The organism is Neobacillus niacini (assembly GCF_031457145.1).
GTDB classification, from domain to species: Bacteria; Bacillota; Bacilli; order Bacillales; family Cytobacillaceae; genus Neobacillus; species Neobacillus niacini_J.
In genome coordinates this window covers 57,073-76,654 of the sequence record NZ_JAVDVZ010000019.1, presented here as the reverse complement: position 1 = coordinate 76,654, position 19,582 = coordinate 57,073, and the positions used below count along the sequence as shown (strand labels likewise).

15 protein-coding genes and 2 riboswitches are annotated in these 19,582 nt (G+C 38.7%); of the genes, 1 reads left to right on the top strand and 14 read right to left on the bottom strand.

What is annotated here, in order from left to right:
- The first annotated feature begins 390 nt into the window (after window positions 1-390).
- Window positions 391-702 carry a hypothetical protein gene (locus J2Y03_RS26670; protein ID WP_310200092.1) on the top strand — a complete coding sequence of 104 codons (312 nt, stop codon included), beginning with the start codon at window positions 391-393 and terminating at the stop codon, window positions 700-702.
- Window positions 703-865: 163 nt separating this feature from the next.
- Here the strand turns inward: J2Y03_RS26670 and J2Y03_RS26665 are convergent, their stop codons facing one another.
- The 14 genes from J2Y03_RS26665 to J2Y03_RS26600 form a co-directional block, all read right to left on the bottom strand.
- A complete protein-coding gene (locus tag J2Y03_RS26665; RefSeq protein WP_310200091.1) occupies window positions 866-1,993 on the bottom strand; it encodes an ABC transporter permease in 1,128 nt (375 codons plus the stop codon).
- A complete protein-coding gene (locus tag J2Y03_RS26660; protein WP_310200089.1) occupies window positions 1,986-3,158 on the bottom strand; it encodes an ABC transporter permease in 1,173 nt (390 codons plus the stop codon). Before J2Y03_RS26660 ends, J2Y03_RS26665 begins: the two co-directional genes overlap by 8 nt.
- A gap of 12 nt (window positions 3,159-3,170) precedes the next feature.
- Entirely contained in the window at window positions 3,171-4,109 is a 939-nt protein-coding gene (locus tag J2Y03_RS26655; RefSeq protein ID WP_310200103.1) for an ABC transporter ATP-binding protein, read from the bottom strand.
- Between the two features lie 152 nt (window positions 4,110-4,261).
- Window positions 4,262-5,587 carry an NCS2 family permease gene (locus tag J2Y03_RS26650; protein ID WP_310200088.1) on the bottom strand — a complete coding sequence of 442 codons (1,326 nt, stop codon included), beginning with the start codon at window positions 5,585-5,587 and terminating at the stop codon, window positions 4,262-4,264.
- An 88-nt stretch (window positions 5,588-5,675) separates the two neighbouring features.
- Window positions 5,676-5,777: riboswitch (purine riboswitch) on the bottom strand.
- 106 nt (window positions 5,778-5,883) lie between these two features.
- Window positions 5,884-7,404, bottom strand: coding sequence for a glutamine-hydrolyzing GMP synthase (gene guaA, locus J2Y03_RS26645; protein WP_132096683.1), 1,521 nt, complete (start codon window positions 7,402-7,404; stop codon window positions 5,884-5,886).
- Between the two features lie 139 nt (window positions 7,405-7,543).
- A riboswitch (purine riboswitch) is annotated at window positions 7,544-7,645 on the bottom strand.
- A 32-nt stretch (window positions 7,646-7,677) separates the two neighbouring features.
- A complete protein-coding gene (locus tag J2Y03_RS26640) occupies window positions 7,678-9,876 on the bottom strand; it encodes a DUF4129 domain-containing transglutaminase family protein (protein WP_310200086.1) in 2,199 nt (732 codons plus the stop codon).
- Complete coding sequence (locus tag J2Y03_RS26635) at window positions 9,873-11,090, bottom strand: DUF58 domain-containing protein (RefSeq protein ID WP_310200084.1); 1,218 nt, start codon at window positions 11,088-11,090, stop codon at window positions 9,873-9,875. The genes J2Y03_RS26640 and J2Y03_RS26635 overlap by 4 nt, the downstream gene beginning before the upstream one ends.
- 1 nt (window position 11,091) lies before the next feature.
- Complete coding sequence (locus J2Y03_RS26630) at window positions 11,092-12,033, bottom strand: AAA family ATPase (protein ID WP_310200100.1); 942 nt, start codon at window positions 12,031-12,033, stop codon at window positions 11,092-11,094.
- 268 nt (window positions 12,034-12,301) lie between these two features.
- Entirely contained in the window at window positions 12,302-13,438 is a 1,137-nt protein-coding gene (locus J2Y03_RS26625) for a Gfo/Idh/MocA family protein (protein WP_310200082.1), read from the bottom strand.
- Between the two features lie 19 nt (window positions 13,439-13,457).
- Window positions 13,458-14,246: a VOC family protein gene (locus J2Y03_RS26620; protein WP_310200080.1), complete on the bottom strand. Its 789-nt coding sequence runs from the start codon at window positions 14,244-14,246 to the stop codon at window positions 13,458-13,460.
- Window positions 14,247-14,320: 74 nt separating this feature from the next.
- On the bottom strand, window positions 14,321-15,721 hold the full coding sequence (locus J2Y03_RS26615) for an MFS transporter (RefSeq protein WP_132096600.1): 1,401 nt from the start codon (window positions 15,719-15,721) through the stop codon (window positions 14,321-14,323).
- A gap of 317 nt (window positions 15,722-16,038) precedes the next feature.
- On the bottom strand, window positions 16,039-16,809 hold the full coding sequence (locus J2Y03_RS26610; protein WP_310200078.1) for a helix-turn-helix domain-containing protein: 771 nt from the start codon (window positions 16,807-16,809) through the stop codon (window positions 16,039-16,041).
- A gap of 305 nt (window positions 16,810-17,114) precedes the next feature.
- Window positions 17,115-18,446, bottom strand: a complete 1,332-nt coding sequence (locus tag J2Y03_RS26605; RefSeq protein WP_310200076.1) for an MmgE/PrpD family protein — start codon at window positions 18,444-18,446, stop codon at window positions 17,115-17,117.
- Window positions 18,443-19,573, bottom strand: coding sequence for an amidohydrolase (locus tag J2Y03_RS26600; protein WP_310200074.1), 1,131 nt, complete (start codon window positions 19,571-19,573; stop codon window positions 18,443-18,445). Before J2Y03_RS26600 ends, J2Y03_RS26605 begins: the two co-directional genes overlap by 4 nt.
- Window positions 19,574-19,582 lie beyond the last annotated feature (9 nt).

Sequence of the window (19,582 nt, the reverse complement as noted above, 5' to 3'; positions counted from 1 at the left end):
AAGTTGATATAGCTCAATTTGTTACGTTGGCTTAGCTTTTTAAAAAAAGCTAAAAAATTGTTTGTTGACGTTCTTGTTTGTTTAGTTTTCAAAGAACAATTTTAATTTCTATCGCTTCGTGAATCACTTATCTCAGAAGCAACTCTACTAATATATCATTTCGTCATTTAAGAGTCAACATTTTTTTAAAACTTTTTTTAATATCATTGTGTTGTTAACTCGTCGGTAACGACTGCTTTAATATAGTAACACTGTTCAACGAGTGCGTCAACAAAACATTATAATTTATTTATAGATAGATAAAACAGGGAATTAAAGAATCCTTTTTAATGCAAAACAAGCCTTGGTGGCATAAGATAAAACAGTTTAAATAGTAAAGAAGGGAATAATATGTGTCCTTTAATTGATAGTAACGAAAATAATAACAACAATAATAACAGCAATACTAACAACAATAATAACAGCACTACTAACAACTTCGCTGATATTATACAATTCGTTGGACAGTGGTTTACTACTACTGGAGATTTAATTAGTTTAATAGGGCAAGCTATTGCACTCGAACAAGATAGACAAGATAAAGCACAAGCTCAAAAAGAACAACAGCAGCAGACACTTCAACAACAACAAACGCAAAAACAATTGGAGCAAATGCAGCAGCAAATTGATTTTTTAACACAACAAATGAAAAAGAAGGTTTAATTTGATGTAGCTCTTCTCTAGTAAATATGTGTCCTTTAGTAATTGCCTTTTAAATTGAAATTTCATAGTTGATTGTCTTAAAGCGTAATACTATCAAATAAAAAGAAGCACTGCTTTTCATATGAGAAAGGCAGTGCTTCTTTTTATTTTGTTATTTTAATCCCTACTTATATGTAATTCCTCTAATGGCAATTAAAAAGAACCCCGCCGTAAATCCGAGCAATACTAGCGTATCCTTGAGAAGTGTATCGAAATGGAGGCTGCCACTGATAATTTCTTTAAACCCTGACATCGCCCAGCTTTGGGGAACCGCTAAAGATATTTTTTGCATAAACTCCGGAACAAGGTCAATCGACCAATAAACACCTCCGAGCATACATGTGCTTACGATTAACACTGCTCCAATTGCCCCAGCTTGTTGTTTTGTTTTTACAATACCAGCAATCATAAGGCCAAACCCAACTACACATAGGATCACCAATGAAGCAAAAGGAATCATATAGGCTAAGTTCCCCCAATGGGTATCAAACAAGATATTCATAGCTGCCATTAATACTGCGAACTGAATCCAGCCCATCAAGAAATAAGCAATCAGATACCCTAAACTGATTTGCAGCTTATTGGCTGGAGTAACCATCAATCTCCCCCAAGTACCACCAATCCGTTCATCTAATATGGTTGAAGCTGCTCCAGAGAGACCGAACATCATAAACATGATAGCAAAACCAACAAACATTAAATTTATATCAACCAAATTATTTTCGTCCTTTTGAATCGTTTGTTTTTCTATATTAACCCCTTTACTCATTGCTACTGCTTCCAAGATATCTGAAAAGGCTGCAGAATCTGCCTCTTCAACCTTCTGATAAGAACGAACAATCATATTTGCTGTCCCTTGTAAATGTGGTTCTAAAGCAAGATAATCCTCTGTTTTACTGCGAAGAAAAACGTTAAACAATGGTTGTTTTTCTATTATTCTTTGTTGAATGTCAGCTGGAATGACAACTGCGGCTACAGTATCCTGATCTTCTACATTTGCTTTTGCTTGTTTTAATGTTACTTTGTTCCATTGATAATGTTCATTCTTCTTCAAAAGGTTAAAAATTTCTTCGCTTTGTCCTTCTTCATTTATTACAACATCGACTATAGGTTTATTTTGTTCCGATTCAATCGCAATACCGCCAAAAATCCAGCTAAACAGCCCTGGCAGAATAAACATCATGACCAAGGCTCCAGGTGATTTAAAAAGTTCTTTTAAATGAAGCCATGCAACAGTCCAGATTTTACGCATACTTCCCCCTCCTTTCAGTTGAAAGGCGAACTAATCCAATTGCAAAAAAGAATATCCCTAATGCAACCGAGCCAAGTACAGCTGGGATAATCTCCGAAAGCGTTGCCCCAGACATAAGATCTAAATAGGTTTGAAGCGCAAGTCCATTCGGTAATATTTTCGCAGCCGATACAAACCAATCTGGGAAAATATACAATGGTGCCATGCTTCCACCTAAGGCAGCGAAGATTTGGGTTCCCAACATTCCAGCTGCATTAAAGGCTTTTTCCGTCTTAATAAAGGATCCGGCTAATACACCTAACCCACATGCACTAATGACAAATGCAAATGTCATAACCACAATGCCTGAAATCGAATTCCCCCATTCAACACCAAAAAGAACCTTTGTCCCGATGATAATCACAAAAGCCTGTGTTAAAGAAATAACAATTAAGCCAATCATTTTCCCAGTTAGATAATTTAGGTAGGTTAAATTTGATACTAGCAATCGTTTAAAGACCTCGTGTTCCTTCTCGAGTATCATCGTAGACACACCCTGAACGACGGTCATTAATAAGAACATGACTCCCATTGCAGCTGCATAATACTGAAAAGAACTTACTGGCTTTGTAGTGGAATCAATGGCTGTTTCGTGGAGGAGTTCCTGGCTGGATTCATCTGAGGAGGGACTAGCTTGAACAGGCTGTGCCAAATTTTCAGACATCGCTTTAATGGGTATTGTTTGTGCAAATTGTTCAATGACAGTTGTAACAATGGTCGCCTTTATACCCGAGTCGGGCACAGTAATAAGCTTGGCCTGTGCTTGTTCTCCTGTCATTAACGAAGCCGTAAAATCTTCGTCAATAACAATTCCAACCTCTAATTTATGATCTTTGATTTTTTTATACAGCTCTTCTTCCTGATAGTATTTAACCTGAATTTGGTCTGATAACTCATTCATAAATACCTCTTCTGATAAAACTTTACCTAATTGACCTTTATCTAAATTCACCACGCCCAAAGTGAATTTCTTGATTGTAACATCTTCATCTCCATCCATCATATCGCCAAAAGCAGCACCTAAAATGGCAATTAACAACAGAGGCATTGCTATTAAGGTTAAAAATGCATGTTTGTCACGAATGACAATCAGTAAATCTTTCCAAGCCACCCATATTGAAGCCATCATCATCACCCCCTAATCCCTTAAGCTTCTTCCAGTTAGATGCAAAAAGACACTTTCTAAGTTAGGCTCGATAATTTCTACGGAAGTAATCCTTTTCCCATTACTTGTCACCAACTGAATAATATCACTTAAAATTAATTGTGGTTCCTTATGAAATACTGTTAGCTGATGGTCCTTTATCAAAATGTCTTTTTCCGTTACTACACTTTCCAATAAATTCTTCATCTCTACTTGATTAGAATAGCCCTTATCCATTGTCACGATCACTCTCGACCGGTCACCAATCATTTCTCTCAATTCCCGCAGTGTCCCTAAAGCAATTAATTCCCCGTGGTCAATAATGCCAATCCGCTCACAAAGATATTCTACTTCCTCCATATAATGGCTGGTATATATAATCGTCATCCCTTCATCGTTTAACCTTTTTACCGTATCTAAGATATGATTTCGAGATTGAGGGTCAATTCCGACTGTCGGCTCATCCATGATTAACATCTCCGGCTGATGCAATATCGCTGCTCCTATATTCACCCTCCGTTTCATTCCACCCGAAAAGGTTTTAATTTTATCTTTTGCCCGTTCCGTCAAACCGATGATTTCAAGAACTTCATCGACACTTTTCTCTAGTTCTTTTCCGGATAGATTGTACATCCTACCCCAAAACTTTAAGTTTTCTTTTGCCGACAATGCTTCATAAAGGGCAATTTCTTGAGGAACTACTCCAATCATTTTCTGTGCCTGCTTTGGATTCTTAATAACATTGATACCATTAATTTCGATAGAACCTAAAGTCGGAGGATATAAACCACTCATCATATTAATGATTGTGGATTTCCCCGCACCATTAGGTCCTAATAAACTAAAAGACTCGCCCTTTTCAACCGAAAATGACACCCCCTTTACGGCTTCAAAGTTCCCAAAGCTTTTTCGCAGCTCCCGAATGCTTAGTATCTTCACCCTTCAACACTCCTTTCCATTCAACTTTAATCATACAGATTTAAAATGGAAATTTTTATCTTTTATTATGAAAAAAAAGAATATTTCGCGAAGTAGTTCACAGCATAAAAAAGAGCCTGCGAATTTCACAGACTCTTTCAACTCCATTATAAAAATAAGAAATATAGAATGAAAATAACAAAGAAGAAGTACATGATTGGATGAATTTCCTTCATCCGCCCTTTAACAATCATTGTAATTGGGTAAAAGATAAATCCAATTGCAATACCTGTAGCAATGCTATATGTCAAAGGCATGGCAATCATAGTAAGGAAGGCTGGGACAGCCACTTCAAATTTTGTCCATTCAATTTTCCCTAACGAAGAAACCATCAACGCCCCAACAATGATTAGTGCTGGCGCGGTAACTGCAGCAGTTACAACTGATAATAATGGGAAGAAGAACAATGATAGAATAAACAATGCTGCTGTAACCAGTGAAGCAAAACCTGTTCTTGCACCTGCCGCTACCCCAGCAGATGATTCAATATAAGATGTAGTCGTTGAAGTACCAAGTACCGCACCGACAGTTGTTGCTACCGAGTCAGCAATTAATGCTCTGCCTGCACGAGGTAATTTATTGTCTTTGATCATTCCTGCCTGATTCGCCACTGCAACAAGTGTCCCAGCATTATCAAAGAAATCGACAAACAAAAGAGTCAAGATAATTCCGAGCATAGTCATTGTGTAAAACGAACTTTCCGTTAAAGAAGAAAACGCAGCTCCAAATGTAGGTGCTATACTTGGAACGGTATCGACGATTTTCTCCGGTGTGTCAATTAAGTTAAAAATCATTCCTACGATAACAGTAATAATCATTCCGAAAAATACTGCTCCATTAATTCCTCTAGTCATCAGAATAACCGTCACAACAATCCCGAAAATAGCTAGTAATGTTGGTCCAGCTGTCAAATCACCTAATCCAACTAGTGTCGCGTCATTATTTACTACAATACCAGCACTCTGTAATCCAATAAAAGTAATGTATAAACCAATACCGGCTCCGACCGCATGCTTTAACTCTATTGGAATCGCATTGATTAATTTCTCACGTAAACCTGTTAGTGTCAGCAAAAAGAAAAATACACCGGAAATGAATACTGCTCCTAGAGCATGCTGCCATGGAACGCCGCTTCCTAACACAACGGAATAAGCAAAGAATGCATTCAATCCCATACCAGGTGCTAATGCTAGTGGATACTTTCCGAGTAATCCCATCACAATGGATCCAATTGCTGCAGCTAATGCTGTTGCTACAAAGACTGCTCCATAATCCATCCGCAGTGCGTCTGGTAAATCCGGTATACTTGATAGAGTCAATGTTAGTGGGTTAACCACTAATATATAGGCCATAGCCAAGAATGTTGTTATCCCGCCAATAATCTCACGGCGATAATTCGTCCCTAATTCCTTAAACATAAAATACTTCTGCATCTGTTTGTTCCCCCTAAAATCTTTCTTTTTATAAAACAAAAAACGTTCCGAAAAATCTACCGGAACGCTTGACTTTGGGCATGTGTAATAAAGATAAACACTGCCTCGTAGTCAAGCCATTTACGGTGGCTCGGTAGAAACTTTTGGGCCATATCCCCAATATTATACGAGTTAAATCGACAAATTATTTACTTCTCCTTCATCTTATCAGGGATTACCGGACTTGTAAACACAAAAAGCGAACGTTTTTTAAATTATATTTAAAAACGTTCGCTTTTAGAACCATTATATAAAATTTATTCCCATTCAATCGTTGCAGGCGGCTTACTCGTAATGTCATAGACCACTCGGTTAACGTGTTGGACTTCATTTACAATTCGAGTAGAGATAACTTCAAGTACATCCCACGGGATTCGTGCCCAATCAGATGTCATTCCATCGATGGAGGTTACTGCACGAATGCCAATTGTATAATCATATGTGCGGGCATCGCCCATTACTCCAACACTGCGAATATCCGGAAGTACGGTAAAGTATTGCCAAATATCACGATCTAGACCAGCCTTTTTAATTTCTTCACGAAGGATCCAGTCAGAATCACGGACTATTTCAAGTTTATCTTCAGAAATTGCCCCTAAGACACGAATGCCTAGTCCAGGTCCTGGGAATGGCTGTCTCCAGACAATGTCATCTGGAATTCCAAGCTCTGTTCCTAAAGCACGGACTTCATCTTTAAATAAGGTATTCAATGGCTCAATCAAAGTAAATTGCATGTCTTCAGGTAACCCGCCGACATTATGATGTGATTTAATCGTTTGTGCCGTAGCTGTACCACTTTCAATAATATCCGTATACAGCGTTCCTTGTGCTAAAAATTCAATTCCTTCAAGCTTAGTTGCTTCATCATCAAATACATAAATGAACTCATTGCCAATGATTTTGCGTTTTTTCTCTGGATCAGAGACGCCCTCTAATTTTGACATGAAACGTTCTTTTGCATCGACTTTAATCACATTCATATGGAAGCCATCAGCAAAGGTCTTCATCACACTTTCTGCTTCATTCTTGCGAAGTAAACCATGATCAACAAAAATACACGTTAGTTGATCTCCTATCGCTTTGTGAATAAGCACAGCCACAACAGACGAGTCTACACCGCCACTAAGGGCACAAAGTACTTTCTTATCGCCAACTAGCTCTCGAATTTTGGCCATTTCAACTTCAATAAAGTTCCCCATTGACCAGTCGCCTTTACAGTCGCAGACATTAAAGACAAAATTCTTAAGCAGCTCGTTTCCGTATACGGAATGACGAACCTCTGGGTGAAATTGTACTGCATAAAGCTGTCTGTCCTCATTGCTCATTGCAGAAATCGGACATGAAGGGTTTGTTCCATCAACTGTAAAACCAGCTGGCGCTTCCACTACTAAATCTCCATGACTCATCCACACGACTTGCTTTTCAGGCATATCTTGGAATAATTTCGTTTGATTTTCAATCGTCATTTCAGCTTTACCGTACTCACGGTTTTTCGCTTTTTCAACCTTACCGTTAAAATGAACAGTCATTAATTGCATTCCATAGCAGATACCTAGGATTGGGAGACCCATTTCAAAGATTTCTTCATCACATCGGAATGAATTTTCATCATATACGCTATTAGGTCCACCAGAAAAAATAATCCCCTTTGGATTCATTTTTCTTATTTCATCTGCAGTTATCGTATGCGGGTGTAATTCACTATATACACCAAACTCACGGATCCTACGTGTAATCAACTGGTTATACTGGCTTCCAAAGTCTAAAACTACAATCATATCCTGCGTACCTGTCAATATGGCCACCTCTTCCAAAATATTACGTATAGTATTTGCTCTAATAACAAAAAAAAACTAGAATTCTCCTCCCAAAATAAAAAAAAGGAAGGCAGAATTCTAGCATTCTTATAATAGCTATGACAGAAATTTCTGCCTTCATAGTCAGGTCATTTATGGTGACCCGGTAGAGACTCTCGAACCCTATTTTCGAGGATATATGAAGGAAAAGACATTAAATTCACAGCTTATTGTAACAATAGGTTGTTTTACTGGTCAAGCAATAGTCTTTTTAATTAAATTTTCCCATAATTCTCGTGAATCCTTCCAGCTTCCTTCAGGGAGCTGCTGATGGTATAAGTATTGCTCATATCTGTCCGTAAGCCTCGACATCTCTCTCGTTTCAAAGAAAGTATCAATGTACCTAGCATAATTTCTCAAAGTTTGGTCCTCGTTACGCGCTAAGCCGTACCGGTCCAATTGGTCTAAAAGAACGAGGTAGGCCTTACCAATATTTTCATCCCTTTTTCTTAATCGGAACTGCAGTAAATACAAATACGGTATCCATTTTCCTCGTAACCGATATATCAGTCCTGCTACACTCATGACGAAAACAAAGGTTAACAGAATCAACTTCCAATTATTATTTAAGAACGTTTTAACGCTTAGCCAAACACCACTCAATGTGAAAGACTGATTCGTTTCCTTCGAATTATCTCCATCTTCCTCCAAATCCTTCTGAGGTGCTGGTGTTACTGGAGCAGTGGTTTCCGCAGCTGGTTGTGTTCCATCTTCACTTGTAAAATCAATGGATACATTGTTCGTGAAACCCTTTGTTGGCTCAAACGGTACCCATCCTTGGTTAGGAAAATAAACTTCAACCCAGGAATGGGTATTATTATTCGTGACTTCATAGATTTGCTTCGAAGAATCATTCTCACTGTTTTTTATAAAATCCCCACCCGTATACCCTTTTACCCAACGTGTAGGAATTCCTAATGATCGAAGCATAACCGCCATTGAGGTGGAAAAATTATCACAATACCCTATTTTTGTTTCAAATAGAAATTGATCTACGTAATCATCATTTTCACCCGGGATGGCCACATCTGTCTGACTATAGGTGAACCCAGAGCTGCTAAAATGGCGTTCCACAGCTTTTGCTTTATCAAACCAGTTCGTTTCTTCTACCGTAATACTCTCAGCTATTTCCTTAATTCTATCAGGAAGGTTTTCGGGCAATTGTGTATATTTTTCAAGAAAATCCTGATTAATTTGGCCAGGATCTGCAACACTTGTCTGCCTTAAATCACTTGCTTTATATTTCGGAACCTTATAGTTAATTACATAGTCATCTGGTGCGACTGGATCAGAGTTAATGTCTAAAATTGAAATCTTTTCCTTTGTTGAATCGATTTCCAACTTATAATTGCGTTCAAATTGAACTCTTTGAATACCAGCCGGATAAATGAGATGACTATAATCCATAAATAAAAATAAGGAAGCCGTTTCATCCCGTGTTTCCACTCTAGATGGTATAGAAAAGACAGGTATTAAATCATCTCCACCTACTTGGAAGGGTGATGAACCGGATGGAATCCAACCTTTCCCCGTATAATGGTCCTTTGTTTCTACCTTCCAATAATTCTTTTCAACTGCTTCACTATGGAAGACGATACTGTCGTCCCCGATAAAAGGGCCTCCTAATTGGGAATCATCTTCGCCATACCCGACTTTAGAAACACCTTTGCCAGTTCCTTCATCTCCTCCTTTATCCGCAGCAGCCTTGAGAAATGGAACAGGATCCGGCCATATTGGTCCATATTTAGGGGAGATGATCCCAACAATAACACTAAGAGCAATCATTAACACTAAAGGCCTCATCCATTTTCGAGTAATGAAAGAATCACTATTTACATTTTCTTTAGCCAAGATTCGGTAATAGGTTAACATCCCCATGACAGCAAATCCCACGATAACGGTTCGGACGATTGCTGTTTTCGCACTATAAAGTGTAAAGGTATCTAAAACGGTTATATAAATAAGTGTCATAAAGAAGAAAATAAATATCCTCTTTCGATTCAACAGCCAATAGTGGACCAAGTAAACCATAAGCCAAAGAAGAATGAAAAACAAAAATGTTCGGAATTCATCTGTCAGGCCTGCCCAATCACGAGAGATAATAGTGCTAAAATTAGTGATAACATCACGAAAAAATAAAGACAGCCAGCTAAATTGGAAGAAACCGTCTTGATAATGAAACTGATTCAGTGAAAAGAGGATGAACCATATTTTTATTATTGTTTGCCAAATCCACCTTACTTTTAAAAATGATACTGCAGAAGATAGCAGAATAAAAATAATGAACATTCCAATGTGGTCCGTGGCAGTTAATTGCTCCACCGGACGTAACCATTCCCATAAAAGCAAAAAACCGAATAAGTATAATAGAAAAGATTGAACATCCCTTTTCATCTCAACTTCACCTCCGAAAAGGCCGACGCAAATTCCCCTTCATGAACCATCAACACACGTATATTTCGTGCATTTGCCAGTGCGATCAGTGACCTTTCATTTTCCGAAGGAGCTTCTTGTTGTCCTTTTATTAGAAAAAGAGTAATCTTTCCTTTTCTTTGCCCAAGAAAACCTGCTTTTTCTATTAAAGGCTTTGTTAGTTGAGCGGTAACTAGCAGGAAGGAAACGGTTTGCTGAACAAACATCCCCTCGGTCTCTAACACCTTGTCGAACGAAGAAGGACTCTTTGCTTCTATTCTAGCAAGATGGTAAAAGAGCTGTTGCAGCTGATTTTCCCCACCCTTTATCGGAAATGAAGCTCTCTCTCGACTGATGGTTAAGAGTCCGGTTTGTGCTCCTTTTTTCAGTACTGCTCGTAATAAAGAGGCGGTGAAGGAAACGATTCCCTCAAAATGCATATCAGGAGCACAATCCATCACAATAAAAACATCATGGGATTGACGCTGCTCAAATTCTTTTGTCATGATTTCATTTCGCTTTGCGGTGGCTTTCCAATTAATCCATGAAAAACGGTCCCCGGGCTGGTAATCTCTAATCCCAATTGCCAATGTAGTATCCCGCTGAACCCGTTCTCTTGAGGCGGTCATCCCTTGATCGAAATGGGTTTCAAATGGGCGGTAAAGCAACTCTGTATATGCTGGATAGACGATGATCTTACTTTCACTTTCATGAGGTTTTTCTTTTTCAACTAAGCCAAGAATGTCCCCGGTTCGCACGAGAAAGCTGTGGAATTTATGCTCCCCGCGTGGCAGCTCGTCAATGATATATTCATAGGAAAATTCCTTTTTAAAACCAGGCAATACTAATGCCTTTGAATTCTTTTTCTGCTGAGAATACATTAGGGTTTCATCCATTTGATCTTCAATGAGGAAATAAAAAATGGGGAACCTTGAGTTTCTCTTCACATTTACCATTACCTTCAGTGGTTCACCTGCGTTGTAATCTGTTTTAGGTATTTGACGAGTAATTTCCAACTCTTTTAATGAATAAAACGATAAACATATACAATAAAGAGCAAAAGGTAAAAAGCTATAAAATAAGAACCAGCTTACAAATCCACCTTGAAACATCGCATACGAAAAGGTAAGCAGAATCAAAAAGAGTAAGATAACAAACTTCCATACTTTTTTGAATGGAATCCATAATTTCTTCATGTTACTTCACTAGCCTTTGTACTGGAACCGGAACGCGCGCAACAACTCGATTAACGATTTCTTCTGCAGAAAGACCCTCAAACTTTGCTTCAGATTTCATAATAATCCTGTGTGATAATACAAATGGAGCTAAATATTGAATATCATCAGGAAGGACGTAATCACGACCGTACATGTAAGCATATGCTTGCGCAGCTTTCATCAAAGCGATTGATCCCCGTGGACTAGCTCCAAGGTAGACTCCTCTAAAACTTCTGGTCAGGCTAACGATATCAACTATATATTGTTTAATTGTTTGGTCGACATATACTTCTTTAATTTCTTGCTGCAGGGCTCTTAATCCTTCGAGGTCAATGACTGGATAGAGGTCTTCAATAGGCGGAACTTTTTGTGCCCTATTTAGCACTTCTATCTCTTCATCATTTTCTGGATAGCCCATCTTCATTTTTAATAAAAAGCGATCCAGCTGCGCTTCTGGCAGTGGATATGTACCTTCATATTCAATTGGATTCTGTGTGGCCATGACAAAGAATGGCTTTTGCAGTCGATGTGTGACGCCATCAATGGTGACACTTGCCTCCTCCATCCCCTCAAGGAGAGCAGACTGGGTCTTTGGCGAGGTCCGGTTAATTTCATCGGCAAGGATAATGTTCCCCATCAACGGTCCTGGACGAAATTGAAATTCCATCTCCTTCGGATTATATATGGATATACCAGTCACATCTGATGGCAATAGGTCAGGGGTAAACTGAATTCTCCGGAAGTTAGCATTAACCGACTTTGCAAGTGCACGGACCATCATCGTCTTCCCAACACCTGGTACATCTTCTAAGAGTACATGACCTTCTGCTAATAAGGCAATAAGACTAAGCTCTGCTACATTTCTTTTTCCAATCATAACCTTTTCAATGTTTAAAAGAATTTTCTCTATCGTTTGGTTCATTTGTTCACGGGCCACGTAACATCCTCCTCATGGGACTTACTTATTTAAGACATTATATCTTTATATTCTATTTTTTTCTGTAAAATTCCTTTTAAGAGGTCACACAATATTCAAAAATACCAATAATTAGTAGACGGATGAGTAGGTTAAATGTTTCAAAACGTAACTATCATTGTAGATTGCTAATCCATTAAAATAAAATAGGAACCGGATTTTATCCCGATTCCTATCCATTACAACTAACATATATCTGTTAAAACAGTTTTCTCTAAACGTTAACCTTAGCTTTCGATTTGTTTATCTGTTCTTGCAAATGCTCGTAGTACAAATCCTCGTCTATCGGAAGATTCACCCAATTATCAGTCCAGGTTGATAACTGCATAGCATTGGATAGCGTAAGACTTTTGATTCCTTCTTCTCCCGGGGCAATGAGCTCGGTGCCTTTCGCAATGGCCTCAACCCAATTCTGAATGATGCCACTCCAATTATATTCGTTGATTTCGCCTTCAATTGGTACATCTATTTTCTCGCACTCCGGCTGTTGAAAGCCCTTGCCCTTGAAGGATAGACTAAATTCAGAAGTTGGCACACTCAAACGCCAAAACGTTATTTTCTCATCCTCCACGACGATTTTTCCGAGATCTCCGTTGATTTCCAAACGGTTCGTTCCTGGGGCTTCTCCTGTTGACGTCACAAAAGTCCCCGTCGCACCATTTTCATATTCCACATAGGCCGTTACGTCATCTTCCACTTCAATATTGTGGTGTTTGCCGAAATGGCAAAACGCACGCACTCGCTTCGGCATCATACCGATCACCCATTGCCAAAGGTCGAGCTGGTGGGGATCCTGATTAATGAGTACCCCTCCGCCTTCGCCAGCCCATGTCGCGCGCCAGCCTGCTTGATCATAGTAGCTTTGGGCCCGAAACCAATTGGTGATGATCCAAGTGGTTCTTTTTATCTCACCCAGCTCGCCAGAGGCAATGATATCCCGCAGTTTCATGTACAAAGGATTTAAACGTTGATTGAACATCATACTGAACACTTTTCCCGCTGCTGCAGCCGCTTCGTTCATGAGGCGTACTTCCTTTGTATGAACCCCTGCTGGCTTCTCAACTAATACATTTAATCCATGCTTAAATGCTTTGATGGCGAGCTCGGTATGAAAAGGATGTGGAGTCGCAATCATAACCCCGTCAATGATATTTGAAGTCAAAAATTCATCTACATCTGTAAACAAAGTGACATTCTCACCCAGATTCTCTTTCACCCACTGAGCTTTATCCGGATTGCTATCGCATACTGCCGTCAGAACCGCCCCTGGCACATCACCTTTTGCTAAACTAGCCGCATGCATGCAGCCAATAAATCCGAGTCCTATAATTCCAATACGTACTTCATTCATCATGTTGTCCTCCTTTTAATTAAACTTCCTGTAATGTCTTTCGGTCTACCAATTCGATTTTCTCGCCGTCCGGACCGCTAAATTTCGCAGTTAGTCCGCCTCCAAAAGCTGCTGCTTTCGGATATCCAGGATCTAATTCAACTCCATTGCTTTTAAGCTTCTCTGCCATGGCATTCACGTCATCGACACGAAGAGCAATATGCAAGATGCGGTCTCCTTCATTCTCTGGATTACCAGGATGCATCAATTCTAGATTCTCTAATCCCTTATGAAGATGCGAAAAAGTTACATTATAGGCTTCCACATACTTACGGCTTAAAGGATCCATAGAAATATCCTGGGTATAAAATTGTTCAGACACTTCCAGGTCATCTACCGCAAGGCAAATATGGTCGAATTCCCGAATATCCCCTTGTTCTATAGTAGGAATACGGAATGTGCTTTCGCGTTCGATTAACTCTACCTTCACGCCATTAGGGTCTGCAACGAAAGCAATTTTCCCATAGCCTGTCATAGCTTTTTTAGGCTCCTGTATAGAAGCGTAACCTGCTCCAATAAGTCTTTGGTAATCATCGTCAATGCTGTCTGACATAAATGAAACATGTTCATAGCCGTATTTTGGTGCTTGATCGCCTATGCCGACAAGTTCCAGCATTCCGTGGGCTATTTGAATATACGTAATATGAAACGGTGTCCCTTCAACGATATAATCAAATACAACCTCAGCTCCAAAATTTTCTTTATAAAATTTAACCGACTTTTCAAGATCCTGACACATTACTCCTATATGATTAAGTTCATAAATCATACTCTTTTCCACTCCTATTTAATGAATTTAGAAAGTCCTTTAAGGGACCTATTTTTTTAATTAGGTGTAACTACTTATATGACTTCAACTTTAGCTGAAGAATGATTCGCAGCAGAAGCCCTTCTAACCTCAAGCGTTTTATACATTTCTGCTGTCTTCTTATTATTTAAGTTATAAATCAATCCAACTCCAACAAGCATAAATACAAAGGCAACAACTGGTACTAACACATATAATTTTGTGACATTTGCCGCTACTTCTGCAGATTGTGATGATGCTCCTGAAACAAATCCTGCCCATCCAAGTGCAAAGCTACCTACAGCAGCACCAAACCCCATTCCTATTTTTCTCGAAAAAGCATAAATGGCATATAGCGTACCATCATAACGTTTGCCAGTTTGAAGTTCTGTATAATCCAAACAATCCGTTATGAGTGCCCAAACTGTCATGTTGAAGAAGAGTGCACCAACTGTCGCGATATTGTAAACGGCCATGAAGGCGTATACATTGGCAATATCAAATAATAAAAGTGAACTTGTAGCTACTAAACTAAATGTAGCAGTAGTAAGAATTAAATTCCTTTTTCCAAACCTTCCAACAAGTTTTGGTAAAGAAACAAATAAGATGAGTGTAAGGACGATCATGATAGCTGAGTTAATGGCAAATGCACTGGGCATTTTATAATGTTCTGCAAAAACAATTGCGGCAAATTGGCCTGCACCATTAAGGATCGTTAGTGATCCAATCGAACCCAGCATCATCCCCAGTAAAGGTCTATTTTTCAAAGCTGCTACTAATGCATCCTTGAATTTATAATCAGATCTTACACCAGCAGGCCTATCATCACGAATACGTTCGATTGTTAACTTTTGCAGTCCTGTATAAGCTAAAAGAGAACAAACAGCAAATACAATTGCTAAGATAAGGAAAGCATTCGGTATTACTTCTCCTTCCTTGTTGTAAATAAACATCGGGACAAAGGACATCGCTCCATATGCAACAATCATGCCGCCGAGGGCACGAGAACGCGATAGCTTTGTACGTTCAACCGGCTTATCTGTAATAACCGCTGCAAGTGATCCATAAGGTATGGAGTCAGCAGTGTAAGCAATTCCAAAAAGGTTATAAACAACAACAACCCAGATATGAATTAAAGTTGAATTCCAGTTAGATACATCAACAAAACACAAGATTAAAGAAGCAGCCAGTAGCCATTTTGAAATACTGATATACGGAAGAAATTTATCCCCGCTTTTACCAAGTTTCCAACGGTCTGGAATCGTTCCCATAAATACATCGAGAAAAGCATCTAAAATGCGAGCGAATAAAAATAAGCTGCCCATAAAATAAGGACTGACATCTAATACATAGGTACAAAAAATTAGGAAAAATGAGCCAATAAATATGTTAACAAAACCGCCACCGATATCCCCTAACATATAACCAAATTGATCTCTTACACCAAATTTCCTCAAGAGTAACCCTCCAATTTAAAATAAGTTCATCAACTTCCTCCATGCACTTAAAATCTAAGGTGAATTTCTTTTCTTCCTTTTTGAAATCGTTTTCATTCTACTGATAAAATCTCTCTACTACATAAAGTGAATTGTTAAGATAATTACGTAAGCGCTTCATCTATTATCTAAAATAAGTATACAATTTTAAGCAAAATGAAATTTCTAGTAAAATCGCATTCTTTTTATAAAATAATTGCACATTTTTTTCTTCTCCAAATATCAAAAAACGCATAAATGATTTATGCGCTTGATACTTTTCCTTATGAATAAACCCATTAATTCTTTTTCAACTTTTTAAACTCTACTGGAGTTATGCCTTCTACCTCTTTAAAAAGAGTAGAAAAATATTGAGAATTTTTAAAACCAACCATTATGGCAATATCGGTCATAGAAAGATTGGAGGATACGATTAGTTCCTTTGCTTTTTTTATTCTTTTAAGATTTCGATACTTACTAATGGTTATTCCTTTTTCTTTTTTAAACACACGCATTAAATGGGAAGGATGAACATGTAATTTTCCCGCCATTTCTTCAGTAGAAATATCCTCAGCCAAATTCACTTCTATATAGCTTTCGGCTTTCTCGACTATGCCTAAGTTTTCGCTTTTCGTTATTCGAATGGCTGGGTCAGCATAGTCATTTAGCATGTTTGAATGAATTTCTTCGAGTTGGGAGATGCTCTCCGCGTGCTCAATCAAAATAGCAAACTTCTCCGACATAGTATGGGTGTGCCATGGACTTAATCCACCAATTTCAGCCTCACAGCTGTAAAGAGTATTAAACGATAATAACATATTTTTATAGGCGCGAACCTTATTATCTGGGACCCTATTAAGAAGGTTTAATTCACCCCCAGCTATTATTTCAGATACCTTTCTTCCCAATTTCTTTACAAGTTCCAAATCACCTAGCTGAATTCCGCGCTGTAAATCTTTCCTTATTTTATGAAGATCTTTAACATAATCGGGTGTAAGTTCGTTTGAATTTAGCTGCGTTTTTGCATCTTCAGGATTACCATCTTCCACGACAAATTTTATACCTTCCATGTTTGTTTCTCCACCTATCATAGTACTAATATGTTCTAGGAATCAAAATATTTTTCCATAAGGTTTGATAGCTTAATCTTATCATTACTTTCAATTTTATTTAATAAATCTTAATTAAGTAAATGTTTACCAATTTTATTAAATAACTATACTATTTTTATTCAATTGCTAAGTTTTGGTTAAGTATGGGGAATTAAAAGGTAAGGAAATCTATTAGAATTCCCAAGGTGACTCTAAAAAAAAAGCCTCTCACCTGTTGGAACAGATAAAAGACCATCCTTGATTGTATTAAAGGGGTTTACTATTTATAATAGCTCTCCCCATGATTCCACTTCTGCCGAAAAATGCTCGATTAGGAATTCAGCCTGATTACCTAATAAAGTTGCAGCTTTGTTTAATAAATCTTCCATTTCGAGTGGCTTCCCTGGTGAGCCGGTAGGAGCATCTACTCTCGAAACAAACCTTTGGCCATCCAGTAGGGAAATTTCGGCTATACAATATCTACCCTTTGGATAACTATTTTCTGATTTTGGGATATTTTCATCATATTTCCGTTTTATCTTGCCCATCATATCTTGGACTTCGGCAGATATGCTGTTCACTGTAAAATTTTCGATGGATAAATCTCGTTCCAACAATATCAATGCAGTACAATATTCAGCACTAAAGCGCCCTTGTTCTCCATTTTCAGGATGTGTATAAACCAAGGCAGCATCCCCTTTAGGAGGGAAAAATAAATCGACGGAGGCAACTTCTGCGGATGTAAAACTATGTCTTTTTTTAATATTCATAACCGCATCTATCGGATGCGCATTGGCGGAACAGCATGGATATAACTTAAACCATAATCCAGGGGTGTCGATGGCCCATGGCTCACCCCATTTTTCAAGCATCTGCCATGGATTCTTCTCTTTCTCGTTGTACATAGACAACAATCCATTCTTTGAAAGAATGGTATTCTCACTTCCGGTAACATTATTTTTAACAAAATGAAGAACCTGCCATGCACTTTGAGCCGCTAAACCAGCGTGCAATGGTTTGATCAATGTCCCAAAATGACTTCTGGAACCACTAATTTTAGAAACACATAAGTTAAGAGCCTGAGCCATTTGATCTATAGAAAACCCCAAATAATGAACGCCAGCAGCTACGGCGCCATATACCCCCGCTGTTGCTGTTGTATGGAAACCCTTTTCATAATGCTCTGTTCCCAATAACTTAGCGCATCGGGTCATGACTTCAATCCCTACCAAATAAGCTTCATAGATAGAGTTCATATCCTTCTTTTCTTCTCTTAATGAGAATAATAAGCTTAAGATGACCGCAGAGGGATGCCCGCGTATTTCGGAATGAACATCATCAAGATCTAGAGCATGTGCTGAATAGCCATTGATCAGGCACGCATCAAAAGGATGAACCCTCCTTTCCGTACCAATCACGACTACCTCGTCACAGCCTGTATAAATCGCTGTATTTACCACATTTTGGAAGTTTGGATCGTATTTCACACTTGCATAACAAGAAATAAAATAGTCCAAAACGCCCTTTTTTAAATTTCCTTTTGTCTCTAATCCCAGCTGGTGATAATCTGGAGTGGTTTGAATTAACCTTGCGATTGCTCTGGTAAAGTCGCTCATTTTTTTAATACATTCACCGCTAAATGAGCGAAAAACTCGGATGCGACTTTAATCGCGTCTTCATTCAAATCATACTGAGGGTGATGCCATTCCTCCGGTCCATCGACCCCCATCCAAACAAAGAAACCTGGAATGTAAGTTTGGTAAAATGCAAAATCCTCTCCACCTGCACTCGGTACAGCCTCTGCTATCTCATAGCCACTTTCAACGACAGTAGCGCGAATCATTTCTTCGAATTGCGGATCATTATTGACAACTGGTAAATAATCTTCCCAATTAAATTCAACAGAACCACCATTTCCTTCAGCGATGGATTCCGCTAATTTCCTCATTAATCCAGGAATGGCTTCACGAGCCTTCGGCTGGAACGTACGGACGGTTCCTTCAAGAGTTACCACATCCGGAATCACATTCCAGGTATTTCCGCCATGAATACTAGTGATACTAACAACGGCATTATCAAACAAATCCATTCTTCTGGCAACAATCGTTTGTACCGCCGTTACATATTGACTAGCAATGACAATCGGATCAATTGAATTATGGGGTATTCCTGCGTGACCGCCGACACCAATAAATTTGATTTCAAACTTATCTACACTAGCCATCAGACCCCCGGATTTCACACCAATGGTTCCCACAGGCAAATCGGGTTTATTGTGCATACCGAAAATGGCAGAGACGCCCTCTAATGCACCTTTTTCAACAAATTTCTTTGCACCTTGAGCAACTTCTTCTGCTGCTTGAAAAATAAATCTGACTGTTCCGTGCAGCTTTTCCTTCTGGCTATTTAAAAGAATCGCTGACCCTAAAATGGAGGTTGTATGGAAATCGTGCCCACATGCATGCATTTTGCCTTCATATTTAGATTTAAACGGCACGTCCGTTTTTTCGATTATTGGCAAGGCATCAATATCTGCGCGAATCGCAATGGTCGGTCCCGGATTTACCCCTTTGACCTCAGCGACAATACCTGTTTCTAAATCTAAAGGCAGGATGGAAATATCGGTCTCTTCTAACCATTTTTTAATATGTTCCGTTGTGTTGAATTCTTCAAAAGCCAATTCCGGATTCTCATGCAAATATCTTCGTTTTTCAATTAAATCACGTAATAATTCATGAGACATGTTCATAAT